Genomic DNA, 24540 nt, shown 5'->3' on the forward strand with positions numbered 1-24540 from the left:
TTGCATGTGTTAGGCCTGCCGCCAGCGTTCAATCTGAGCCATGATCAAACTCTTCAATTTAAGTTTGATGCTCATGAATTAAACTTCGTAATGAATTACGTATGTTCACTCATAAGACTTGGTATTCATTTAGTGTCCGGAGACATTAAGAATCCATGTCACTTTGAGTGCCCACACAGATTGTCTGATAAATTGTTAAAGAGCAGTGAGTTACGCGCTTTCGCTTGCTAACTCGAGGTCCCGTATAATACGTTTTCCTCATTCAGAGTCAAGCAATTATTTTCGCTTTTCTCTGTCAGGATTTCCTGGGAAACCCTTCTGACCCGGCGGCTAGCGTGCCGTTGTTCCGTGTCAGTGGAGGCGCATTATAGGGAGTTCTGACGAGACGGCAAGAGGAAATTTGAATTAATTTTTCGTTCGCCCTTTTTTTCACCAAACCACTCATAAAAGCACCATTAATTGCTCTATCTGCTGTTTTTACCGCCGTATTTTGTCTCTGAATGGCATACTAGAAAGGTAATTCGATATGAAGGAAAGGCATCTATGTCCTTGAGCGCGCAACAGCTGGCGGCACAAAAGAACATTTCATGGGTTCTTGCAGAGAAACTGGCGCAGAAGATTTTAACCGGCGAATACCCGCCGGAGTGCATCCTCCCAGGAGAGATGGAGTTGGGCGAGCAGTTTGGCGTAAGCCGTACCGCCGTGCGTGAAGCGGTGAAGACGCTGACCGCAAAAGGAATGGTTTTGCCGCGACCGCGTATTGGCACCCGAGTGATGCCTCGCAGCGACTGGAACTTCCTTGATAAAGAATTGATATCCTGGTGGCTCACGGAAAGTAACTTTGAAGAAGTCGTGAAGCACTTCCTCGTTATGCGCAGCAGCCTTGAACCGCAGGCCTGCTTGCTGGCGGCCACGCTCGGCAGCGCTGAACAAAAAGCCCGGCTGAATACATTGATGGAAGATATGGTCCACCTGAAGCGGCACTTTGACCGTCAGCGCTGGATTGAAGTGGATATGGCCTGGCACGAACAGATCTATGCAATGAGCTCCAATCCGTTTCTGACCTCTTTTGCTTCATTATTTCATTCTGTCTATCAGACCTACTTTGCCGCCATCACGCAAAACGAAGTGGTGAAGCTCAGTCTCCACCAGGACATTGTGGATGCCATTCAGGAAAGCGATGGCCCTCGTGCCCGGCAGGCTTGCCTGGCACTGTTAACGGCCCCAAACACCCAGGCTACTCAATAGATGACCGAGAAGAAATCACGCAGTATGGCCGGTTTGCCGTGGATTGCGGCGATGGCCTTCTTTATGCAAGCGCTGGATGCCACCATTCTTAACACCGCGCTCCCCGCGATTGCCCATAGCCTTAACCGCTCCCCACTGGCGATGCAGTCGGCCATTATCAGTTACACCCTGACTGTGGCGATGCTTATCCCGGTCAGCGGCTGGCTGGCCGATCGCTTCGGTACGCGCCGCATCTTTATGATTGCCGTGAGTCTGTTTACCCTGGGCTCGCTGGCGTGCGCCCTGTCAGGTTCATTAACGCAGCTGGTTATCTTCCGCGTGATTCAGGGGGTCGGCGGAGCAATGATGATGCCCGTCGCCCGCCTGGCACTGCTACGAGCCTATCCGCGCAGTGAACTTCTACCGGTTCTGAACTTCGTGACCATGCCTGGACTGGTCGGCCCAATTCTGGGGCCGGTGTTGGGTGGTGTGCTGGTGACCTGGGCGAGCTGGCACTGGATTTTCCTGATTAACATCCCGATAGGCATCGCCGGACTGCTATATGCCCGCAAATATATGCCGAATTTCACCACGCCACGCCGCAGATTTGATATGACCGGCTTCTTGCTGTTCGGCCTGAGTCTGGTTCTGTTTTCCAGCGGGATGGAGCTGTTCGGTGAGAAAATTGTCGCGACGTGGATAGCGCTGACCATCATAACGATTAGTGTTCTTCTATTACTGGCTTATATTCGCCATGCGCGCCGTCATCCCACGCCACTCATCGCGCTACCGATGTTCAAAACACGCACCTTCTCCGTGGGAATTGTCGGCAACCTTGCCACCCGTCTCGGTACCGGCTGCGTTCCGTTCCTGATGCCGTTGATGTTGCAGGTTGGGTTTGGTTATCCGGCGCTGATCGCCGGCTGCATGATGGCGCCCACCGCGTTAGGGTCGATTCTGGCGAAATCTACGGTGACGCAGGTCCTGCGTTGGCTGGGCTATCGTAAAACGCTGGTAGGGATAACGGTGTTTATCGGCCTGATGATTGCGCAGTTCTCGCTGCAGTCACCGTCCATGCCGGTGTGGATGCTGGTCCTGCCTTTATTCGTACTGGGAATGGCGATGTCGACGCAGTTTACGTCGATGAACACCATAACGCTGGCCGACCTGACAGACGAAAACGCCAGCAGCGGCAATAGCGTGCTGGCCGTGACGCAGCAGCTGTCTATTAGTCTTGGGGTGGCGATCAGCGCCGCAGTGCTGCGCTTTTATGAAGGGTTCGACGGCAGCAACACCGTGGAACAGTTCCACTATACCTTTATTACGATGGGTGCTCTGACGGTAGTATCCGCGGTAACTTTTATGCTGTTAAAACCGAAAGATGGCCGCAATCTGATTAAAGAGCGGCACAAGAAAGCTTAGGCCGAACCGCGCACCACCAGTTCGGGCGTCAGCTGCACACGCTGCTGTTTCTGCCCGGGCTGTGCCATTCGGTGAATCAATACGTCGATAGCCAGCTCACCCAGCTCATCTTTGGGCTGATGGATTGTCGTCAGCGGCGGCGTCATGTAGGCCGCCAGTTCGATATCGTCATAACCCACTACCGCCATATCACGCGGAATGTTAAGCCCCGCCTGGTACAACGCCTGATAAACCCCGACTGCCATCGCGTCATTGCCCACAAACACCGCCTGCGGGGGTTCCGGCTGCGCCAGCAATGCCTGCATCGCCGTTAATCCGCCGCCAAATTCAAAATTGCTGGTAATAATGTAGCCATCGACAATCGGCAATCCGCTGCGTGCCATCGCTGCCTGATACCCTTCGAGGCGCAGACGCGCGGGCGTTTTGTCCAGCGGCCCGGCAATACAGGCGATACGGCGATAACCTTTGTCGATCAGATACTGCGTCGCCATGTCCCCGCCAAGCAAAGAGTTATCCTGAATAATATCGCTGTCACCGTCGAACGGCGCCCAGTCCATCATCACCGTCGGTATAGAAGGATAACGCTGGACGATTTCCGGTGACGGCTGATGAGTTTCGGTACACAACAGCAATAAACCGTCGACGCGCTTTTGCATCAACGTTTCGAGATTACTGTTCATCCGCTGCTCGTCGCCTTCGGTGTTGCAAAGCACCAGGCTGTAGCCGCGTTCAAAGCAGCTGCGCTCGACGCCGCGAACCAGTTCCGAGTAAAACGGATTGGTACTGGCGGTGATCAGCATGCCGATAGTATGGGTCTGGTTGAGTTTGAGGCTACGCGCCAGGGCCGAAGGCGCGTAGTTAAGGCTTTTAATGGCGGCATTCACCTTTTCGGTGATGCTTTCGCTGACAAACCGGTCTTTATTAATGACGTGAGAGACCGTCGAAGTGGAAACGCCCGCCAGGCGAGCAACATCCTTCATGGTAGCCAAGCGTTACCCCTGCTGACGTAAGAAGTCGTCGATCTCTTTGCGCCATGGAACAGAAGGCTGCGCTCCTTTGCGGGTCACGGCAATCGCCGCTGCCGCATGGGCAAAACGCAACGCTTCGGGTAATTCAGTGCCTTCCAGTAGCGCCGTCATCAGCGCGCCGTTAAAGGTGTCGCCCGCAGCAATTGTGTCGATGGCCTGCACTTTAAAGCCCGGCACGCGCTGGCCGTTCCCTCTCTGGCTGGCCCACACCCCGCGACTGCCGAGCGTAATAATGACCATGTCGATGCCTTTATCATGCAGCACCTGCGCCGCTTTTGCGGCATCCTCATCATTTTCGACTCGCACGCCCGTAAGCTTTTCCGCTTCGGTTTCGTTAGGAGTGATGATGTCCACCAGCGAAAGCAATTCGTCCGGCAGTTCACGAGCCGGAGCCGGATTAAGCGCCACGGTCGTCTGGTTGCCGTGCGCTATTTTTGCCGCCGCCAGAACGCTTTCCAGTGGCGATTCCAGCTGCATCAGCAGCGCATCGGCGCGGGCAATACGTTCTTTCTGCTCTGCGACTCGCTCCGTTGTCAGCGCGGCGTTTGCCCCTGCGTGAATACCGATGACATTCTCACCTTCACCATTAACGAAAATCAGCGCCACGCCGGTAGATTCACTCGCTACTACGCTCACTGGCGCAATGTCGATATTGTCGCTCGCCAGCTGCTTACGCACGCGTTCTCCGGTGTCGTCATCGCCGGTACAGGCGATAAAAGCGATGTTCGCCCCGCTGCGTCCGGCGGCGACGGCCTGATTTGCGCCTTTTCCGCCAAACGCCACCTGATACTGGCTGCCTGTCACGGTTTCGCCTGGTCGCGGGAAAGATTCAAGGTTAAGAATGTGATCGGCATTGATACTGCCAAGGACGACGAGATTTCCTGCGGTTTTCATAATCATGAGTGTCCGATAAAGAGCGCCACCGGGATTTCCGGTGGCGCATGCCACACTTTTCTTTTTAGATAGTCCCCTCAGGCTCTTGTTGGCCTGAATCGGTGATGACTTATTGCTTGATGACCAGCTTCAGGTCAACAGGATATTTGGCCTGAACCTTCTCACCTTTCAGCACCTTAGCAGCAACGTCAACGCCCTGGGCGCCGATTTGCTCTGGCAGCTGTGCAATCGTCGCTGCCAGTTTGCCATCATTTACTGCCTTTTCGCCATCCGGAGTGCCGTCAAAACCGACGACCATCACATCTGATTTACCGGCAGTCTGCAGTGCGCGCAGTGCGCCCAGCGCCATTTCATCGTTCTGGGCGAAGACCGCTTTCACGTCCGGATGCGCGGTCAACAGGTTTTGCATGACGTTCAGACCTTTTGTACGGTCGAAATCTGCTGGCTGGCTGGCCAGTACATCAAATTTGTGCGCCGCAACGGCCTGCTGGAAACCTTCGCCACGCTCGCGAGCAGCAGACGTCCCTGCAATACCCTGCAGTTCAATAACTTTCGCGCCTTCACCGGCTTTCTTCGCGATGTAGTCGCCTGCGATTTTGCCGCCCAGCACGTTATCAGACGCAATGTGGCTCACCACTTCGCCTTTAGACGCCTGACGGTCCAGCGTAATCACAGGGATCTTCGCCTGGTTTGCCATTTTCACGGCGTTACCCACGGCATCGGAATCGGTTGGGTTGATCAGCAGAATTTTGGTGCCACGTACGGTCAGGTCCTGAACGTTCGCCAGCTCTTTCGCCGGGTTGTTCTGAGAATCCAGTACCACCAGGTTGTAGCCCAGTTTGTCCGCCTCTTTCTGCGCACCGTCTTTCAGGGAAACGAAGAACGGGTTGTTCAGCGTTGAGATAACCAGCGCAATAGTGTCTTTCGCCATTGCGTTAGCACTTACGGTGGCGCTCAGTGCCACAGCAGAAACCAGGGTAGCCAGTTTTTTCATGTTCATATCTGAGATGTCCTGTTATGTCAGTTATTACTGCTTTTTGTTGTCTACCAGCACCGCCAGCAATATCACCACCGCTTTAACGATCATCTGGTAATAGGAGGAAACACCTAACAAATTCAAACCATTATTAAGGAAACCGAGAATCAATGCGCCGATCAGCGTCCCAACAATGCGACCTTTGCCGCCCGCCAGACTGGTTCCGCCCAGCACCACCGCCGCAATCGCGTCGAGCTCATAGCCGGTACCGGCCGTCGGCTGCGCAGACGACAGACGCGCCACTTCGATAATCCCCGCCAGTGAGGCCAACATGCCGCACAGCGAATAAACGATAATTTTGACTTTATTGACGCTGATGCCGGACAGACGCGTTGCCGCTTCGTTACCGCCCAGCGCGTAGATGTAGCGACCCAGACGGGTGTGGTGCAGCATGTACCACGCCGCGAGGAACACAATCGCCATGATCCACACCGGCGTCGGGATCCCCAGCGGACGGCCAATACCAAACCAGCCAAACACATCGGCATTGTCGGTAAAGCCCGTATTCACCGGACTGCCGTTGGTGTACACCATCGTCACCCCGCGCAGCAGCAGCATCATCACCAGGGTGGCGATAAATGCCTGCACGCGGCCTTTGGCGACAATCACGCCCGTCACTGCGCCAATCGCCGCACCTAGGGCCAACGCAGCCGCGACGGCCACCAGCGCATTCACTTCAATACCGACAATCGACGCCGCAACCGCTCCGGTCAGGGCCAGCAACGAACCGACAGACAAATCGATACCGGAAGTCAGAATAACCAGCGTCATCCCCACCGCCATAATGGCGTTGACCGAGGTCTGTTGCAGGATATTGAACAGGTTATTAACGGTAAAAAAGTTCGGACTCATGGTCGAGACAACGGCTATCAGCACCAGCAGAGCGATCAGTGACTTTTGCTCCAACAGCCACGCTTTGGTGAAATAACGGCGACCAGCAACAGCCTGGGTAGTCATCTATCTTACTCCTGATTCACACGATTAAGCTTGCCCACAGCGGCAGCCATCAATACTTCCTGGGTGGCCTGCTCGCGTGTGAATTCACCGCCGAGATGCCCTTCGTGCATCACCATGATGCGATCGCTCATGCCTAACACTTCCGGCATCTCCGAAGAGACGAGAATGATGCTCAGGCCATCGGCTTTAAACTGGTTAATCAGCTGATAAATCTCTTTCTTCGCCCCTACGTCCACACCACGCGTTGGCTCATCAAGGATAAGCACCTTCGGGCGCGTCATCAGCCCTCGGGCAATCGCCACTTTTTGCTGATTACCACCAGAGAGCAAGCCAATCGCCTGCTCCATCGACGGCGTTTTGACATTGAACAGACGAATGAAATCGCTCACCGCCTGCTGTTCATCTTTATGCTTCAGGCCACCGCCCGCCTTGCTGAAATAGCGCAGCGCGGTCAGCGACATGTTCTCTTTTACTGACATGCCCAGCACCAGGCCGTCACGCTTGCGGTCTTCGGAGATATAAACGATGCCGTTGGCCAGACCGTCCTGCGGGGATTTGGTCACCACTTCATGGCCATCCAGCGTAACGTAACCACTACTACGCGGCAGTGCGCCGTACAAGACTTTCATCAGTTCGGTACGCCCGGCTCCCATCAGGCCCGCCACGCCGAGGATTTCCCCTTTGCGCAGCGTGAAGCTGACATTTTCCACACCCGGCCCACACAGGTTATCGACCTTCAGACGCACGTCGCCTGGCATTTTGTCGATGCGCGGATACTGGTCTTCGAGCTTGCGCCCGACCATCATTTCAATCAGTGAGTCTTCGGTGAGCGTCACCACTTCGCGCTCGGCAATAAACTGGCCATCACGGAACACGGTCACGTCATCACAAATCTCGAAGATCTCTTTCATTCGGTGAGAGATATAAACGATGCCGCGGCCCTGGGATTTCAGCTCGCGAATGACGCGGAATAACGATTCGGTTTCGGTGTCGGTCAGCGCGTCCGTCGGTTCATCCATGATGATGACCTTCGACTCGAAGCTCAGCACTTTGGCGATTTCCACCATCTGCTGATCGCCAATCGACAGTTCACCCACCAGCCTGTCGCTTTTAAAGCGCAGGTTGAGCTTCGCCAGCAGTTTGTCTGCTTCGGCGTACATGGTTTTCCAGTCGATTTTGCCGAAGCGGTTGACGAATTCGCGGCCTAAAAAGATGTTCTCGGCGATGGTCAGCTGCGGGATCAGGTTCAGTTCCTGATGAATAATGCCGATTCCGGCTTCCTGCGACGATTTCGGCCCGGTAAAGGTCGCTTCCTGGCCCAGCCAATGTAGCGAGCCGGCATCTTTAGTGTAGATCCCGGTCAGCACTTTCATCATCGTCGATTTACCGGCGCCGTTTTCACCCACCAGCGCCATGACGCGGCCGGAGTAAACGTTCAGCGAGGCGCCGGAAAGGGCTTTTACGCCTGGGAAGGATTTATCGATCCCTTTGAGTTGCAGTAATGCGTCCATGATGGCCTCAGAAAGTGACGCCAGCACAGAGAATGATATTCGCATACGGGGAGCATTCCCCGCTGCGAATCACCGCCTGACTGTCTGCGGTTTGTAATTTGAACTGCTCGTGTGTGGTGTAACGAATTTCAATGGTGTTTCCCTGGTGTTGCTGCAGCTGCTCGAGGTGATTGAGCAACGTTTCGTGGAGCTGCGGATTGTGGGTTTTGATTTCCGCGGCGAGAATTGCCGTCTCAACCTGCATTTCGGTCGTCACCACTTCCAGCACCTGCATAAATCCAGGCACCCCTTGGGTTAAGGCCATATCAATGCGCTGTGTACTGTGTGGGACAGGCAAGCCTGCGTCACAAACCACCAGCGTATCGGTATGCCCAAGACGGGAAATGACCGAGGAAATATCAGCGTTGAGTACCGTACCTTTCTTCATCGTTCTGCTCCACTAGCGAAACGTTTCGCTGGAGATAAGTCTAATCCCAATAGCGTACAGAAAACCACCATCAGGTTGCAGAAGTGTGATCGGTATCGAAACGTTTCGCTAAGTGAAATTATCAGGAAGTCAGAGAGTAGTCAGGTGGCGCTTCGCTTGCCCGGCCCCACTAAAAAAATACCCGGCAAGAATGCCGGGCATATTATTGAGGATGAGTTATATTTCGACCTGGGTACCGAGTTCGATAACCCGGTTTGGCGGGATTTCAAACTGGTCAGGTGCACGCAGGGCGTTGCGTTGCAGCAGCAGGTACAGCTTGCCGCGCAGGCGCAGATACCACGGCCGGTCGTTACCGATAATCAGCGATTCATGCGACATGAAGAACGAGGTTTCCATCATTCGACAGCTCAGCCCTTCGAGGCCACAGCGGTGGAAGACTTCTTCCACGTTTGGCGTTTCGCGCCAGCCGTAGCTCGCCACTACACGCCAGAACGACGGCGACAGCTGCTCGATAGACACACGACGCACGTTGTGAACATACGGCGCATCTTCGGTGCGCAGCGTCAGAAGGATCACGCGCTCATGCAGCACTTTGTTGTGCTTGAGGTTGTGCAGCATCGCAAACGGAATCACGTTCAGCGCACGGGACATGTACACCGCCGTACCTGGTACGCGCACCGGCGGCGATTTCTCCAGCGACGCAATCATCGCTTCGAGAGAGTTACCATGCTCATGCATACGGCGCAGCAGGCGGAAACGTTCGCTCTTCCAGGTGGTCATCACCATGAACATCACCAGGCCCAGCGTCAGCGGCAACCAACCGCCAGAGAGCAGTTTATCAAGGTTCGCCGAGAACAACGGTACGTCGATACACAGGAATGCCACCAGGATAACGAACACAAAGTACTTGTTCCAGTGCCAGTTTTTACGCGCCACGGTGGTCGCAAGAATCGAGGTCAGTACCATGGTGCCGGTAACCGCAATCCCGTATGCCGCCGCCAGGTTGCTGGAGTGCTGGAAGCTGACAATCACCAGCACCACAGACACGTACAGCAGCCAGTTAATGAACGGAATGTAAATCTGACCGGATTCCATTTCGGAGGTGTGAATGATACGCATCGGCGACAGATATCCCAGACGAACCGCCTGACGCGTCAGGGAGAACACGCCGGAAATGACCGCCTGAGAAGCGATGACCGTCGCGAAGGTCGCGATAATCAGCATCGGAATCAGCGCCCACTCAGGAGCCAGCAGGAAGAATGGGTTTTTAATCGCTTCCGGGTGTTTGAGTAACAGCGCGCCCTGACCGAAGTAGTTCAGCACCAGCGAAGGCAGAACCACCGTGAACCAGGCAATACGAATAGGTAATTTACCGAAGTGGCCCATATCCGCATACAACGCTTCAACACCGGTAATCGACAGAACGACCGCCCCCAGCGCCACAAAGGAAACCGTTTTGTATTCAAGGAAGAAGTGCACCGCCCAGTACGGGTTCAACGCATGCAACACGTCCGGGTTGTCGATGATACTGCGTGCACCGAGCACCGCCAGCAACAGAAACCAAATCAGCATGATAGGCGCGAACAGTTTCCCCACCAGCGCAGTACCGTGCTTTTGAATCATAAACAGCAGGGTCAGTACGGCGATAGAGATGGGGACTATCCAGCTATCAAGTTGCGGGGCGATGATTTCGAGACCTTCAATGGCCGACATCACCGAAATGGCCGGAGTTATTACCACCTCGCCATAGAAGAAACTGCCGCCGATAAGACCGAGGATAACCAGCACCGACGTCATTCGCGCCGATGTGTTGCGTCCGGCAAGGGACATCAGCGTCAGGATCCCGCCTTCACCGGCGTTATCCGCACGCATCACGAAGGTGATGTATTTCAAGGAAACGGTAAAAATCAGCAGCCAGAAAATCAGGGATAAAAAACCAAAAACGGCATCCCGTTCTACGCCAAATCCAAACTGGCCTGAGAGACATTCTCTCAGTGTATAAAGAGGGCTGGTACCAATGTCACCGTATACCACGCCAATTGCCGCAAGGGTGATCGCTGGCAACGATTGCTTATTATCAGTGCTCATAGACTCGTCTTTCGTTTAATAAGACAAATGTGTACCCGGATCCCTGGCTCACAAAAGGCGCACAGTATGCACGATTAACAGAAGAATCGTACTCCAAAATGACTCCTCATTAACCTTGCTCAAAGAAATGCCGACGGCTTCTCCCACTATTACCCGGCGCCAGCAAACGGCTATAATCGCTTGATAGCTGGATAAATGGCGGAAGGACACCACTCTATTATGGCGCAATCACACTTATTAGCAGAAAGAATTTCCCGACTCAGTCAGTCCCTTGAAAAGGGGCTTTTTGAGCGTAGTCACGCCATCCGTCTGTGCCTGCTGGCCGCGCTGAGCGGCGAAAGCGTGTTTCTGCTCGGTCCACCGGGGATAGCCAAAAGCCTCATCGCCCGCCGCCTCAAATTTGCCTTCCAACACGCCCGTGCCTTTGAATACCTGATGACCCGCTTCTCCACTCCGGAAGAAGTGTTTGGCCCGCTGTCGATTCAGGCGTTAAAAGATGAAGGGCGCTATGAGCGTTTAACCACAGGCTATCTTCCGGAAGCCGAAATCGTGTTTCTGGATGAAATCTGGAAAGCGGGCCCGGCGATTCTGAATACCCTGCTGACCGCCATTAACGAACGCAGCTTTCGCAACGGTGCGCATGAAGAGAAAATCCCGATGCGCCTGCTGGTGGCCGCGTCTAACGAACTGCCGGAAGCCGACAGCAGCCTCGAAGCCTTATATGACCGTATGCTGATTCGCCTGTGGCTCGACAAAGTGCAGGAAAAAAGCAATTTCCGCTCGTTGCTCATCAACCAGCACGATGAAAGTGCCAACCCGGTGCCAGAAAATCTACAGGTGACGGACGAAGAATTCAGGCAGTGGCAGGTAGATATTGGCGGCGTGAAGCTATCAGACAGCGTATTCGAGTTGGTTTATCAGCTGCGCCAGCAGCTCGACATGATGCCAAACGCACCGTATGTCTCCGATCGGCGCTGGAAAAAGGCTGTTCGTTTATTGCAGGCTTGCGCCTTTTTCAGCGGCCGCGACACCATTGCGCCTATCGATCTTATCCTGCTTAAAGACTGTCTGTGGCATGACGCCGAAAGCCGCAATCTGATGCAGCAACAGCTCGACATATTGATGACCGGGCACGCCTGGCAGCAGCAGGCGATGCTCACCAAACTGGGGTCGATAACCCAGCGTCGGCTGCAGTTGCAGCAGCAACAGAGCGACAAAACTGCGCTAAAAGTCACGCGTCTGGGCGGCATGTTCAACCGTAAGCCACATTACGAACTGCCGGATGAGGTGCAGTCCCCCACGCTGACGCTGCTGTTACAGCAGCCGCTGAAGCTGCATGACATGAACGTGGTTCACGTCACCCTGGAACGCCCGGCGCTCGTGCACTGGCTGGAGAAAGGCGGCGAAATTCGCGGCAAACTAAACGGTATCGGCTTTGCCCAGGTGCTGAATCTGGAAGTGGATACCAGCCTGCATCTGCTGGTTAGGGATGTCAGCCTGCAAGGCTCGCGTCTGGCCCTGCCGGGCAGTGCTACACCAGAGAACATGCCTGGGGAAATCAAACAGCAGCTGGATGCACTCGATGACGAGTGGCATCAGCAGCATACCCGCTTTAGCGAGCAGCAAAAATGCCTGTTCATACACGGTGACTGGTTAGGCAAAATTGAAGCCAGCCTGCAGGACGTCGGGGCGCAGATCAAACAGGCGCGGCAGTAATGCTCAGCCTCGATACGCTTAATGTGATGCTGGCGGTCAGCGAGGAAGGGATGATCGAAGAGATGATCCTCGCACTGCTGGCCTCACCACAGCTGGCGTTGTTTTTTGAAAAATTCCCGCGGCTGAAAAATGCGATCGCACAAGATATTCCCCGCTGGCGGGAAGCGCTAAAAGGCAGGCTGAAAGAGACGCAGGTTCCACAGGATTTGAGCGATGAGGTGATGGCTTTTCAGCAGAGCCAGACGCTATCGACCACGCAGTTTACCGTTCAGCTTCCGCAAATCCTCACCCTGTTGCAGAAACTCCATTCCCCGTTTTCCGCCCAGGCGCAGCAGCTGGTGGATAACAACGCGAGCTTTACCGCCGCGCTGCACACCCTGTTTTTACAGCGCTGGCGACTGAGTCTGGTGGTACAGGCCACCACGCTGAACCAGCAGTTGCTGGAAGATGAGCGCGAGCAGCTGTTGAGCGAAGTGCAGGAGCGCATGACTCTCAGCGGTCAGCTGGAACCGGTACTTGTAGAAAACGACAATTCCGCCGGACGACTCTGGGACATGAGTGAAGGCCAGCTCAAGCGCGGTGACTGGCAGCTGATTGTCAGATACGGCGATTTCCTCAGCGAACAACCGGAGCTGATGCGGCTGGCGGAGCAACTCGGACGCTCACGCGAGGCCAAATCGGTACCGAAAAAAGATTCACCGATGGAAACCTTCCGCACCCTGGTACGTGAACCCGCCACGGTGCCCGAACAGGTCGACGGCCTGCAACAAAGCGACGACATTCTGCGCCTTCTGCCGCCGGAGCTGGCGACGCTCGGCATTACTGAACTCGAATATGAGTTTTACCGCCGGCTGGTGGAGAAGCAACTGCTCACTTACCGACTGCACGGCGATGCGTGGCGGGAAAAACTCAGCGAACGCCCGGTGGTACATCAGGATTTCGACGAACAACCGCGCGGACCGTTTATCGTCTGCGTGGATACGTCAGGTTCAATGGGTGGATTTAACGAACAGTGTGCAAAGGCATTTTGCCTGGCGCTGATGCGCGTCGCACTGGCAGACAATCGCCGCTGTTTCATTATGCTTTTTGCCAGCGAAGTGGTGCGCTACGAGCTGACTGGCCCGCAGGGCCTGGAACAGGCGATCCGCTTTTTAAGCCAACGCTTTCGCGGTGGGACCGATATCGCCAGCTGCTTCCGCGCCATTATCGAGCGGATGCAGGGCCCGGAATGGACCGATGCCGATGCGGTGGTCATTTCAGATTTCATCGCCCAGCGGCTGCCGGACGATGTGGTGAATAAGGTGGGAGAACTACAGCGCAAACATCTGCATCGCTTTCATGCAGTGGCGATGTCGCAGCACGGGAAACCCGGGATCATGCGCATCTTCGATCATATCTGGCGCTTTGATACCGGGCTGCGCAGCCGACTGCTGCGCCGCTGGAAACGCTGATTACAGCAGAGAGGCAACGCTATCGCGGACCTGCTGTGGCCAGACGCCACACTGCACCTGACCGATATGTGGCAGTTGTAACAGCAGCATGGTCAAACGTGACTGGCCAATGCCGCCACCGACAGTCTGCGGCATTTCACCTTTGAGCAGCGCCTGGTGCCACTCGAGCTGCAGACGATCGTCATCCCCAGTGAGTGCTAACTGACGTTTCAGCGCTTCGGCATCCACGCGGATCCCCATTGATGAGATCTCAAACGCATCTTCCAGGACCGGGTTCCACACCAGAATGTCGCCGTTGAGGCCAGACAGCCCGGTTTCACTCTGAGTGCTCCAGTCATCATAATCCGGCGCACGCACGTCATGGCGTGTCCCATCCGACAATTTGCCGCCAATCCCCATCAGGAACACCGCGCCGAACTCTTTGGCGATGGCGCGCTCGCGGCCTTTGGCATCCAGACCCGGATAACGGGTCAATAATTCTTCGCTGTGCACAAAGTGGATCTGTTCTGGCAGGAACGGTGCCAGACCAAATTCTTTGCTGACTGCGGCCTCAGTGGCTTTGATCCCGGCGTAAATGGCTTCAACCGTCGCTTTTAGCGTAGCGGTGTGGCGCTCGCCGTCGCCCATTACGCGTTCCCAGTCCCACTGGTCAACGTAAACGGAATGGATAGCCGAGAGGCGGTCTTCATCGGGGCGAAGGGCTTTCATGTGCGTGTAGAGCCCTTCGCCCGCGCTGAAGTCGTGTTGTCCCAGCGTCTGGCGCTTCCACTTCGCGAGGGAGTGAACCACCTCAAACTGGGCGTCTGGCAGGTTTTTCACTTTTACCTGTACCGCTTTTTCGCAACCAGAAAGGTTGTCCTGAGTGCCATCACCCACGCGGCTTAAGATCGGCGCCTGAACTTCAATGAGTCCAAGTCTGTCTTCGAGCTCACGGGAAAAATGGGACTTTACGAAACTGATCTGGCGTTGTTTTGCGATGTAAGCGGTTTTCATTATTTTTACTCCTGTCCTGTTGCCATTGATTAAGCAACAGAATGCAGGGGTAATTCAATAATCAACAAACAAAAAGCCGCTTCGTGTTTTGATTCGTCAAAATGAAGCGCTAAAATAGAGTGAATCATCAAACATCATAAGAAAATCCAATGGAAAATTATCAGATCGACAATCTCGACCGCGGCATTCTCGAGGCATTAATGGCCAATGCGCGTACCGCCTATGCCGAACTGGCCAAACAATTTGGCGTCAGCCCCGGCACTATCCATGTGCGCGTCGAGAAAATGAAGCAAGCGGGGGTAATCACTGGCGCACGCATCGACGTGAACCCGAAACAGCTCGGCTACGATGTCTGCTGTTTTATCGGCATTATTCTGAAAAGCGCGAAAGATTATCCCTCCGCGCTGGCGAGACTCGAAAGCCTCGACGAAGTCACCGAGGCGTATTACACCACCGGCCACTACAGCATCTTTATTAAGGTGATGTGCCGCTCGATCGACGCCCTCCAGCAGGTACTTATCAACAAGATCCAAACAATCGATGAAATTCAGTCCACCGAGACGCTTATCTCCCTGCAGAACCCGATCATGCGGACCATCCGCCCGTGATCGGGCATTTTAATCCCACACCTTTCCACAGGTAGATCCCAGCTCACACACAGCGTACAATGTGTCACTCAGGAATTATGGGGTGGACTTCATGGCAGACATTACACTGATCAGTGGTAGTACGCTTGGCGGTGCCGAGTACGTTGCTGAACATCTGGCAGAAAAGCTGGAAGACGCGGGTTATTCCACTGAAACGCTGCATGGCCCCCTGCTTGAAGATCTGAATAAAGGTGGAATCTGGCTGCTGGTCAGCTCTACGCACGGTGCCGGTGACATCCCGGATAATCTTGTTCCTTTATATGAAGCAATAAAGGAAGAGAAACCTGACCTCTCCGCCGTACGTTTTGGTTCGGTCGGAATTGGCAGCCGTGAATATGACACTTTCTGCGGGGCGATCGACAAAATCGATAACGAACTGCTCGCCTGCGGAGCCAAACAGATTGGCGAAACGCTGAAGATCAACATCCTCGATCATGATATTCCTGAAGATCCGGCTGAAATTTGGCTCGGATCCTGGATAAATTTGCTCTGAGTTTTGTAAAGATCGGCGTTTTTTTTGTGTATAACTCTGGTTAAAAGCACTGATCAACCGGTAGTTATCCCAAGCATAAGGTTTGGTTAGTTTTTGAGTTGTGTATAACCCTTCATTTTGATCCCAGCTTATACGGACCAGGATCACCGATCATTCACAGGCAGTGATCCTTCTTAAGCCTATGATCTCAAAAGCCGGATCCACCTTATCCACAGAAAATGGCGATCCTAATAAGAGATCACAATAAAACAGATCTCTAAATAAAAGATCTTCTATTAAATACCCAGGATCCCAGGTGCTTTCTCCAACAGCCAAAGTTGAGTAGAATCCACGGCCCGGACTTCAATCACTTTTCAAACCGCTTTCAAGCGAGGCAGACCACCATGTTTTATCAGGATCCTTTTGACGTCATCATCATTGGCGGGGGTCATGCAGGCACTGAGGCCGCGATGGCCGCTGCACGTATGGGTCAGCAAACCCTGCTGTTGACACACAATATCGACACGCTGGGACAGATGAGCTGTAACCCGGCTATTGGCGGCATTGGGAAAGGACACCTGGTAAAAGAAGTGGATGCACTCGGCGGGCTGATGGCAAACGCTATCGACCATGCGGGCATCCAGTTTAGGATACTAAACGCCAGCAAGGGCCCTGCCGTTCGGGCCACCCGTGCTCAGGCCGATCGTGTGTTGTATCGGCAGGCCGTACGCACCGCACTGGAGAATCAACCGAACCTAACTCTCTTCCAGCAGGCGGTTGAAGATCTGATCGTCGAAAACGATCGGGTTGTGGGCGCAGTTACTCAGATGGGCCTGAAGTTCCGTGCCAAAGCCGTGGTGTTAACCGTCGGGACATTCCTCGATGGCAAAATTCACATTGGTCTGGATAACTACAGCGGTGGCCGTGCTGGCGATCCGCCTTCTATCCCACTGTCTCGCCGGCTGCGTGAATTGCCGCTGCGCGTCAGCCGCCTGAAAACAGGTACACCGCCGCGCATTGATGCCCGTACCATCGATTTCAGCGTTCTGGCTCAACAGCATGGCGACAACCCGATGCCGGTGTTCTCGTTCATGGGCAATACGGCACAGCACCCACGTCAGGTACCGTGTTACATCACGCATACCAACGAAAAAACCCATGACGTGATTCGCAATAACCTCGATCGTAGCCCAATGTACGCAGGCATCATCGAAGGGATTGGCCCACGCTATTGCCCGTCGATTGAAGACAAAGTGATGCGCTTTGCCGATCGCAACCAGCACCAGATTTTCCTTGAGCCGGAAGGGCTGACCTCCAACGAAATTTACCCGAATGGTATCTCCACCAGCCTGCCATTCGACGTGCAGATGCAGATCGTCCGTTCCATGCACGGCATGGAAAATGCGAAGATCGTGCGTCCTGGCTATGCCATTGAATATGATTTCTTTGATCCACGTGACCTGAAGCCGACGCTGGAAAGCAAATACATTCAGGGTCTGTTCTTTGCAGGACAGATCAACGGCACCACTGGTTACGAAGAAGCAGCCGCACAGGGCCTGTTGGCCGGTCTCAACGCTGCACGCTGTTCTGCGGACAAAGACGGTTGGGCACCGCGTCGCGATCAGGCTTACCTCGGGGTACTGGTGGACGACCTTTGCACCCTCGGAACTAAAGAACCGTACCGCATGTTCACTTCCCGAGCGGAATATCGCCTGATGCTGCGCGAAGACAACGCCGATCTGCGCCTGACCGAACAGGGTCGCGAGCTGGGTCTGGTGGATGATGAACGCTGGGCGCGTTACAACGAGAAGCTGGAATGCATCGAACGCGAGCGTCAGCGTCTGAAAACGACCTGGGTTAACCCAATAGCGGCATCTGCCGAAGAAGTAAACGCTCATCTGACGGCGCCGCTTTCACGTGAAGCCAGCGGAGAAGACCTGCTGCGTCGCCCGGAAATGACTTACGAACAGCTGGTTCAGCTGTCGCCGTTTGCGCCGGGTCTGGACGATCATCAGGCCGCTGAGCAGGTGGAGATCCAGGTTAAATACGAAGGTTATATCGCCCGTCAGCAGGATGAGATCGAGAAGCAGCAACGCAATGAGAACACGATATTGCCTGCTACACTTGATTATCGCCAGGTTTCAGGACTGTCTAACGAAGTGATCGCCAAGCTTAACGATCACAAACCTTCCTCTATAGGTCAGGCTTCACGCATTTCTGGCGTTACCCCTGCAGCCATTTCCATTCTATTGGTCTGGCTGAAAAAGCAGGGCTTGCTGCGCCGCAGCGCTTAACTTATCGAATTATGCCCGGTGGCGCAGCGCTTACCGGGCCTGCAATGTAGGCCGGATAACGCGAAGCTGCCATCCGGAAAATTATCGCCAACAGGTATTTACCGTGCTTAACAAACTCTCTCGTCTGCTCGAAGAAGCAGGTATTTCGTTGTCCGATCACCAGCAACAACAGCTGGTGGCTTACGTCGAACTGCTCCACAAATGGAATAAAGCGTACAACCTGACTTCTGTACGCGATCCGAACGAGATGCTGGTGCGTCATATTCTCGACAGCATTATCGTTTCACCTCATTTGCAAGGAACGCGTTTCATTGATGTGGGAACCGGCCCGGGTTTACCGGGGATCCCGCTGGCGATTGTCCTGCCGCAGGCGCAATTCACTCTGCTGGACAGTCTCGGCAAGCGCGTACGCTTCCTGCGCCAGGTGCAGCACGAGCTGAAACTCGATAACGTTACTCCTGTGCAAAGCCGCGTGGAGGAATTCCCGGCAGAACCGCCATTTGATGGTGTTATCAGCCGCGCATTTGCGTCCCTGACCGATATGGTGAACTGGTGTCACCACCTGCCAGGCGAGCATGGACGGTTCTTTGCGCTAAAGGGCCTGGTGCCTGAAGATGAAATTGCTCAGCTGCCTGTGGAATTCACGGTGGAAGAGATTGTGCAGCTTAAGGTTCCGCAGCTTGAAGGTGAGCGTCATCTGGTCAAAATTAAGCGATCAAAAGTTTAATCTTTATCAAATAATGTGAAGTTTCACCGACGTACAAAGTGTTAAAACGGGGTGGTAAAAGCAGTGATACGTTCAGTTACATTTAACGTAATGGTCACTGCTTTTTTGCATTTTATTCACATTTCAATATTTGCTTGCCCGATAAAATAGTCAACCACGAAAATATCAGCCTGCTAAAAATCGGCATTGTTAACCGTATTCGAATGTTAAATGTTTATTAAAAATGTCAATAAAAGGTTTTTGTGGTGTATGGGGCTGTTTTAAAAATAATCTGTTATTTTTGTTATTGAATTCAGAAAGATGAATTCTATGAATTTTTTCTATGCGCATTTTCGATAGCCGTGAGAATATTTTTTTTGTGATCGAATGCACGCTTTTATGCGCCGTTTTTCGCGTTGTTTGCAGTTTTGCCCGATTGTTCACACTTTCGCGAAAAGTTGAAAAACAGTGCTGTCGAAAAAAATTTAAACATTTATTCACCTTTTCGCTACTTATTGTTTGAATTAACGGGGCGTCACCGTATAATTTGTCCGCTTTTTGAAGCTTGACTCAGAGCGTCAAAGAACGTTTTATACGACACGCGGCATACCTCGAAGGGAGCAGGAGTAAAACGTGATGTCTGTGTCGCTCTTGAGTAGAAACGTTGCTCGTAAGCTTCTGTTCATACAGCTTCTGGCGGTAACGGCAAGTGGATTGCTGTTTTGCCTCAAAGACCCCTTCTGGGGCTTCTCCGCAGTGTGTGGAGGATTGGCGGTTATCGTGCCAAATGCATTGTTTATGATTTTTGCCTGGCGTCATCAGGCGCATACACCAGCCAAAGGCCGAGTGGCCTGGTCTTTCGCCTTCGGCGAAGTCTTCAAGGTGTTGCTGACCTTTGCCCTCCTGGCGGTGGCGCTGGCGGTTGTTAAAGTGGTATTTTTGCCGCTGATAGTGACGTGGGTTTTGGTGCTGGTGGTACAAGTTCTGGCGCCAGCTGTAATCAACAACAAAGGGTAAAAGGCATCATGGCTTCAGAAAATATGACGCCGCAGGAATACATAGGTCATCATCTGAATAACCTTCAGCTTGATCTGCGTACTTTCTCGCTGGTGGATCCGCATAACCCCCCGGCCACCTTCTGGACGCTCAACATTGACTCCATGTTCTTCTCGGTGGTTCTGGGTCTGTTGTTCCTTGCCATGTTCCGCGGTGTTGCGAAAAGAGCAACCAGCGGTGTACCAGGGAAATTCCAGACGGCTATCGAATTGATCATCGGTTTTGTCCATAGCAGCGTGAAGGACATGTACCATGGCAAAAGCAAGCTGATTGCGCCGCTGGCGCTAACCGTGTTCGTTTGGGTCTTCCTGATGAACCTGATGGACTTGCTGCCAATCGACCTTATTCCTTACATCGGCGAGCACATTTTTGGCCTGCCTGCTCTGCGCGTGGTGCCGTCTGCGGACGTGAACATCACCCTCTCTATGGCGCTGGGCGTATTTATCCTAATTATTTTCTACAGCATCAAAATGAAAGGCGTTGGCGGCTTTGTTAAAGAGCTTACCCTGCAGCCGTTCAATCACTGGGCGTTTATTCCGGTCAACTTGATCCTGGAAGGCGTCAGCCTGCTGTCTAAACCGGTTTCTCTCGGTCTGCGACTGTTCGGCAACATGTATGCGGGTGAGCTGATTTTCATTCTGATCGCGGGCCTTCTGCCGTGGTGGTCACAGTGGATTCTGAATGTGCCTTGGGCCATTTTCCACATCCTGATTATTACGCTGCAAGCCTTTATCTTCATGGTTCTGACGATCGTCTATCTGTCGATGGCGTCTGAAGAGCACTGATTCTTTACCAACACTACTACGTTTTAACTGAAACAAACTGGAGACTGTCATGGAAAACCTGAATATGGATCTGCTGTACATGGCTGCCGCTGTGATGATGGGTCTGGCGGCAATCGGTGCTGCGATCGGTATCGGCATCCTCGGAGGTAAATTCCTGGAAGGCGCAGCGCGTCAACCGGATCTGATCCCTCTGCTGCGTACTCAGTTCTTTATCGTTATGGGTCTGGTGGATGCTATCCCGATGATCGCTGTCGGTCTGGGTCTGTACGTGATGTTTGCTGTCGCGTAGTAAGTAGCCGTTAAATTTTTAAGAGGTATTGTGCTGTGAACATGAACGCAACAATCCTCGGCCAGGCCATCGCGTTTATTCTCTTTGTCTGGTTCTGCATGAAGTACGTATGGCCGCCATTAATGGCAGCCATCGAGAAGCGTCAGAAAGAAATTTCTGACGGTTTGGCTTCCGCAGAACGCGCTAAGAAAGATTTGGACCTTGCACAGGCCAACGCGACCGACCAGCTGAAAAAAGCCAAAGCGGAAGCCCAGGTGATCATTGAACAGGCAAACAAACGCCGTTCTCAGATCATGGACGAAGCGAAGGTTGAAGCAGAACAGGAACGAAGCAAAATCGTTGCCCAGGCGCAGGCTGAAATCGACGCCGAGCGTAAGCGTGCTCGCGAAGAACTTCGCAAGCAGGTCGCGATTCTGGCTGTTGCTGGTGCCGAGAAGATCATCGAACGTTCCGTGGATGAAGCTGCTAACAGCGACATCGTGGATAAACTTGTCGCTGAACTGTAAGGAGGGAGGGGCTGATGTCTGAATTTGTAACGGTAGCTCGCCCCTACGCCAAAGCAGCTTTTGACTTTGCGGTCGAAAACCAACGCGTAGATAGCTGGCAGGATATGCTGTCGTTTGCCGCCGAGGTCACGAAAAACGATCACATGGCAGAGTTACTTTCTGGCGCTCTTGCGCCGGAAACGCTCGCAGATGCGTTTATCGCTATCTGTGGTGAGCAGCTGGACGCCAGCGGCCAGAACCTGATTCGGGTTATGGCTGAAAACGGTCGTCTGAAGGCGCTCCCGGATGTTCTCGAGCAGTTCGCGCATTTACGCGCGCTGAGTGAAGCGACAGCAGAAGTCGAAGTGACTTCCGCAACGGCACTGAGTGACGAACAGCTCGCGAAAATCTCTGCCGCGATGGAAAAACGTCTGTCACGCAAAGTTAAGCTGAATTGCAAAATCGATAAGTCTGTAATGGCAGGCGTCATCATCCGCACGGGTGATACGGTCATTGATGGTAGCGTACGCGGCCGTCTTGAACGCCTTGCAGACGTATTGCAGTCTTAAGGGGACTGGAGCATGCAACTGAATTCCACCGAAATCAGCGAACTGATCAAGCAGCGCATTGCTCAGTTCAATGTTGTGAGCGAGGCTCATAACGAAGGTACTATTGTTTCTGTAAGCGACGGTGTTATCCGCATCCACGGCCTGGCCGATTGTATGCAGGGTGAGATGATTTCCCTGCCGGGTAACCGTTACGCTATCGCACTGAACCTGGAGCGCGACTCCGTAGGTGCAGTTGTGATGGGTCCGTATGCTGACCTCGCCGAAGGCATGAAGGTTAAGTGTACTGGCCGTATTCTTGAAGTGCCGGTTGGCCGTGGCATGTTAGGCCGCGTGGTGAACACCCTGGGTGCACCGATTGACGGTAAAGGTCCAGTTGATAACGATGGCTTCTCGCCAATCGAAGTTATCGCACCGGGCGTAATCGAGCGTCAGTCTGTCGACCAGCCTGTTCAGACCGGTTATAAATCTGTTGATGCGATGATTCCAATCGGCCGTGGCCAGCGTGAGCTGATCATCGGTGACCGTCAGACCGGTAAAACCGCGATGGCGATCGATGCAATCATCAACCAGCGCGATTCCGGCATCAAATGTGTGTACGTGGCTATCGGCCAGAAAGCGTCCACCATTTCCAACGTGGTGCGTAAACTGGAAGAGCATAACGCTCTGGCCAACACCATCGTTGTTGTGGCGACCGCGTCTGAATCTGCTGCACTGCAATACCTGGCACCCTATGCCGGTTGCGCAATGGGCGAATACTTCCGTGACCGCGGTGAAGATGCACTGATCGTTTACGATGACCTGTCCAAACAGGCTGTTGCTTACCGTCAGGTTTCCCTGCTGCTCCGTCGTCCACCAGGACGTGAAGCATTCCCAGGCGACGTGTTCTACCTCCACTCCCGTCTGCTGGAGCGCGCATCCCGCGTAAACGCGGAATACGTTGAGAACTTCACCAAAGGTGAAGTTAAAGGTAAAACCGGTTCCCTGACTGCTCTGCCAATCATCGAGACTCAGGCGGGTGACGTTTCTGCGTTCGTTCCGACTAACGTAATCTCGATTACCGATGGTCAGATCTTCCTGGAAACCAACCTGTTTAACTCCGGTATTCGTCCGGCAGTTAACCCAGGTATCTCCGTATCCCGTGTGGGCGGTGCTGCTCAGACCAAGATCATCAAGAAACTGTCCGGTGGTATCCGTACCGCTCTGGCGCAGTATCGTGAACTGGCTGCGTTCTCTCAGTTCGCATCCGATCTGGACGAAGCAACCCGTAAACAGCTGAGCCACGGTCAGAAAGTGACCGAGCTGCTGAAACAGAAACAGTATGCCCCAATGTCTGTAGCACAGCAGGGTTTGGTTCTGTTCGCGGCTGAACGCGGTTACCTCGAAGATGTGGAACTGGCGAAAATCGGTAGCTTCGAAGCCGCTCTGCTGGCTTACGTCGACCGTGACCACGCTCCGCTGATGCAAGAAATCAACCAGACCGGTGGCTATAACGACGAAATCGAAGGCAAGCTGAAAGGCATCCTCGATTCCTTCAAAGCAACCCAGTCCTGGTAACGTCTGACGGTCTGTCCTAGGGCAGGCCGTTAGGCATTGAGGAGAAGCTCATGGCCGGCGCAAAAGAGATACGTAGTAAGATCGCAAGCGTCCAGAACACGCAGAAGATCACTAAAGCGATGGAAATGGTCGCCGCGTCCAAAATGCGTAAATCGCAGGAACGCATGGCAGCCAGCCGTCCTTATGCTGATACCATGCGCAAAGTGATTGGTCACCTTGCCACCGGTAATCTGGAATATAAGCACCCTTACCTGGAAGAACGCGAAGTCAAACGCGTGGGCTACCTGGTGGTGTCCACTGACCGTGGTCTGTGCGGTGGCCTGAACATTAACTTGTTCAAAAGGCTGCTGGCAGATATGAAAGCATGGTCCGATAAAGGCGTTCAGAGCGAACTCGCGATGATCGGCTCCAAGGGCGTGTCTTTCTTTAATTCCGTTGGCGGTAACGTGGTTGCTCAGGTAACAGGTATGGGCGATAACCCTTCCCTGTCTGAACTGATCGGCCCGGTAAAAGTGATGTTGCAGGCCTATGATGAAGGCCGTCTGGACAAGCTTTACGTTGTCAGCAACAAATTTATTAACACCATGTCTCAGGCTCCGACCATTACTCAACTGCTGCCGCTGCCGGCATCAGAAGACGAGGATCTGAAGCGTAAATCCTGGGATTATCTGTACGAACCTGATCCGAAAGCGCTGCTGGACACCCTGCTGCGCCGTTACGTCGAGTCTCAGGTTTATCAGGGCGTGGTAGAAAACCTGGCCAGCGAGCAGGCCGCACGTATGGTGGCGATGAAAGCCGCGACCGACAATGGCGGCAGCCTGATTAAAGAGCTGCAGTTGGTATACAACAAAGCTCGTCAGGCCAGCATTACTCAGGAACTCACCGAAATCGTCGGTGGTGCATCCGCGGTATAACCAGGTTAATTCGTAGAGG

General features: G+C 53.6%; 23 protein-coding genes. 15 read left to right on the forward strand and 8 right to left on the reverse strand.

What is annotated here, in order from left to right; translation table 11 throughout:
• The first annotated feature begins 543 nt into the window (after positions 1 to 543).
• Together MUU51_RS09795 and mdtD are read left to right on the forward strand one after the other, a co-directional pair.
• On the forward strand, positions 544 to 1248 hold the full coding sequence (locus MUU51_RS09795; protein ID WP_258967675.1) for a FadR/GntR family transcriptional regulator: 705 nt from the start codon (positions 544 to 546) through the stop codon (positions 1246 to 1248).
• Complete coding sequence (gene mdtD, locus MUU51_RS09800; RefSeq protein ID WP_258967676.1) at positions 1249 to 2649, forward strand: multidrug transporter subunit MdtD; 1401 nt, start codon at positions 1249 to 1251, stop codon at positions 2647 to 2649. It begins immediately after the preceding gene.
• Here the strand turns inward: mdtD and rbsR are convergent.
• From rbsR to kup, 7 genes are all read right to left on the reverse strand, one after another.
• The gene (rbsR, locus tag MUU51_RS09805) at positions 2646 to 3638 is read right to left on the reverse strand and encodes a ribose operon transcriptional repressor RbsR (RefSeq protein WP_159768810.1); all 993 of its coding nucleotides are present in this window, start codon (positions 3636 to 3638) and stop codon (positions 2646 to 2648) included. The two genes, mdtD and rbsR, sit on opposite strands and share 4 nt — an antisense overlap.
• Positions 3639 to 3641: 3 nt before the next feature.
• Positions 3642 to 4571, reverse strand: coding sequence for a ribokinase (gene rbsK, locus MUU51_RS09810; protein WP_258967814.1), 930 nt, complete (start codon positions 4569 to 4571; stop codon positions 3642 to 3644).
• 109 nt (positions 4572 to 4680) lie between these two features.
• Complete coding sequence (gene rbsB / locus MUU51_RS09815; protein WP_125353628.1) at positions 4681 to 5571, reverse strand: ribose ABC transporter substrate-binding protein RbsB; 891 nt, start codon at positions 5569 to 5571, stop codon at positions 4681 to 4683.
• 27 nt (positions 5572 to 5598) lie between these two features.
• Entirely contained in the window at positions 5599 to 6564 is a 966-nt protein-coding gene (rbsC, locus tag MUU51_RS09820; protein WP_110512413.1) for a ribose ABC transporter permease, read from the reverse strand.
• A 5-nt stretch (positions 6565 to 6569) separates the two neighbouring features.
• The gene (gene rbsA / locus MUU51_RS09825) at positions 6570 to 8075 is read right to left on the reverse strand and encodes a ribose ABC transporter ATP-binding protein RbsA (protein ID WP_159769752.1); all 1506 of its coding nucleotides are present in this window, start codon (positions 8073 to 8075) and stop codon (positions 6570 to 6572) included.
• A 7-nt stretch (positions 8076 to 8082) separates the two neighbouring features.
• Complete coding sequence (rbsD, locus tag MUU51_RS09830) at positions 8083 to 8502, reverse strand: D-ribose pyranase (RefSeq protein ID WP_159756773.1); 420 nt, start codon at positions 8500 to 8502, stop codon at positions 8083 to 8085.
• A 216-nt stretch (positions 8503 to 8718) separates the two neighbouring features.
• The gene (gene kup, locus MUU51_RS09835; RefSeq protein ID WP_159768813.1) at positions 8719 to 10590 is read right to left on the reverse strand and encodes a low affinity potassium transporter Kup; all 1872 of its coding nucleotides are present in this window, start codon (positions 10588 to 10590) and stop codon (positions 8719 to 8721) included.
• A 219-nt stretch (positions 10591 to 10809) separates the two neighbouring features.
• On the opposite strand from kup, the gene ravA reads away from it, so the two are divergent.
• Entirely contained in the window at positions 10810 to 12306 is a 1497-nt protein-coding gene (gene ravA, locus MUU51_RS09840) for an ATPase RavA (RefSeq protein ID WP_258967677.1), read from the forward strand.
• On the forward strand, positions 12306 to 13757 hold the full coding sequence (gene viaA / locus MUU51_RS09845; protein ID WP_258967678.1) for an ATPase RavA stimulator ViaA: 1452 nt from the start codon (positions 12306 to 12308) through the stop codon (positions 13755 to 13757). Before ravA ends, viaA begins: the two co-directional genes overlap by 1 nt.
• Here the strand turns inward: viaA and asnA are convergent, their stop codons facing one another.
• Positions 13758 to 14750: an aspartate--ammonia ligase gene (gene asnA, locus MUU51_RS09850; RefSeq protein ID WP_258967679.1), complete on the reverse strand. Its 993-nt coding sequence runs from the start codon at positions 14748 to 14750 to the stop codon at positions 13758 to 13760.
• 149 nt (positions 14751 to 14899) lie between these two features.
• Here asnA and asnC point away from each other — a divergent pair, with 149 nt between their 5' ends.
• The 11 genes from asnC to atpG all read left to right on the forward strand — a co-directional run bounded on the left by asnC (position 14900) and on the right by atpG (position 24521).
• Entirely contained in the window at positions 14900 to 15358 is a 459-nt protein-coding gene (asnC, locus tag MUU51_RS09855) for a transcriptional regulator AsnC (RefSeq protein ID WP_159768825.1), read from the forward strand.
• Between the two features lie 91 nt (positions 15359 to 15449).
• Complete coding sequence (gene mioC, locus MUU51_RS09860; RefSeq protein WP_159768828.1) at positions 15450 to 15890, forward strand: FMN-binding protein MioC; 441 nt, start codon at positions 15450 to 15452, stop codon at positions 15888 to 15890.
• 383 nt (positions 15891 to 16273) lie between these two features.
• Positions 16274 to 18163 carry a tRNA uridine-5-carboxymethylaminomethyl(34) synthesis enzyme MnmG gene (gene mnmG / locus MUU51_RS09865; RefSeq protein WP_258967680.1) on the forward strand — a complete coding sequence of 630 codons (1890 nt, stop codon included), beginning with the start codon at positions 16274 to 16276 and terminating at the stop codon, positions 18161 to 18163.
• A gap of 103 nt (positions 18164 to 18266) precedes the next feature.
• Positions 18267 to 18890 (forward strand): 16S rRNA (guanine(527)-N(7))-methyltransferase RsmG, encoded by a 624-nt coding sequence (gene rsmG / locus MUU51_RS09870; protein WP_258967681.1) that lies wholly within the window; start codon positions 18267 to 18269, stop codon positions 18888 to 18890.
• A gap of 615 nt (positions 18891 to 19505) precedes the next feature.
• The gene (gene atpI / locus MUU51_RS09875; protein WP_110512422.1) at positions 19506 to 19886 is read left to right on the forward strand and encodes a F0F1 ATP synthase subunit I; all 381 of its coding nucleotides are present in this window, start codon (positions 19506 to 19508) and stop codon (positions 19884 to 19886) included.
• 8 nt (positions 19887 to 19894) lie between these two features.
• Positions 19895 to 20710, forward strand: coding sequence for a F0F1 ATP synthase subunit A (gene atpB / locus MUU51_RS09880; RefSeq protein ID WP_110512423.1), 816 nt, complete (start codon positions 19895 to 19897; stop codon positions 20708 to 20710).
• A 49-nt stretch (positions 20711 to 20759) separates the two neighbouring features.
• A complete protein-coding gene (gene atpE, locus MUU51_RS09885; RefSeq protein ID WP_000429386.1) occupies positions 20760 to 20999 on the forward strand; it encodes a F0F1 ATP synthase subunit C in 240 nt (79 codons plus the stop codon).
• A gap of 35 nt (positions 21000 to 21034) precedes the next feature.
• The gene (atpF, locus tag MUU51_RS09890; protein ID WP_110512424.1) at positions 21035 to 21505 is read left to right on the forward strand and encodes a F0F1 ATP synthase subunit B; all 471 of its coding nucleotides are present in this window, start codon (positions 21035 to 21037) and stop codon (positions 21503 to 21505) included.
• Positions 21506 to 21519: 14 nt separating this feature from the next.
• Positions 21520 to 22053 (forward strand): F0F1 ATP synthase subunit delta, encoded by a 534-nt coding sequence (atpH, locus tag MUU51_RS09895; RefSeq protein ID WP_110512425.1) that lies wholly within the window; start codon positions 21520 to 21522, stop codon positions 22051 to 22053.
• Between the two features lie 12 nt (positions 22054 to 22065).
• Positions 22066 to 23607 carry a F0F1 ATP synthase subunit alpha gene (gene atpA / locus MUU51_RS09900; protein ID WP_110512426.1) on the forward strand — a complete coding sequence of 514 codons (1542 nt, stop codon included), beginning with the start codon at positions 22066 to 22068 and terminating at the stop codon, positions 23605 to 23607.
• A gap of 50 nt (positions 23608 to 23657) precedes the next feature.
• Positions 23658 to 24521 carry a F0F1 ATP synthase subunit gamma gene (atpG, locus tag MUU51_RS09905; protein ID WP_110512427.1) on the forward strand — a complete coding sequence of 288 codons (864 nt, stop codon included), beginning with the start codon at positions 23658 to 23660 and terminating at the stop codon, positions 24519 to 24521.
• Positions 24522 to 24540 lie beyond the last annotated feature (19 nt).

The organism is Scandinavium manionii (genome assembly GCF_024764775.1).
Taxonomy (GTDB): domain Bacteria; phylum Pseudomonadota; class Gammaproteobacteria; order Enterobacterales; family Enterobacteriaceae; genus Scandinavium; species Scandinavium manionii.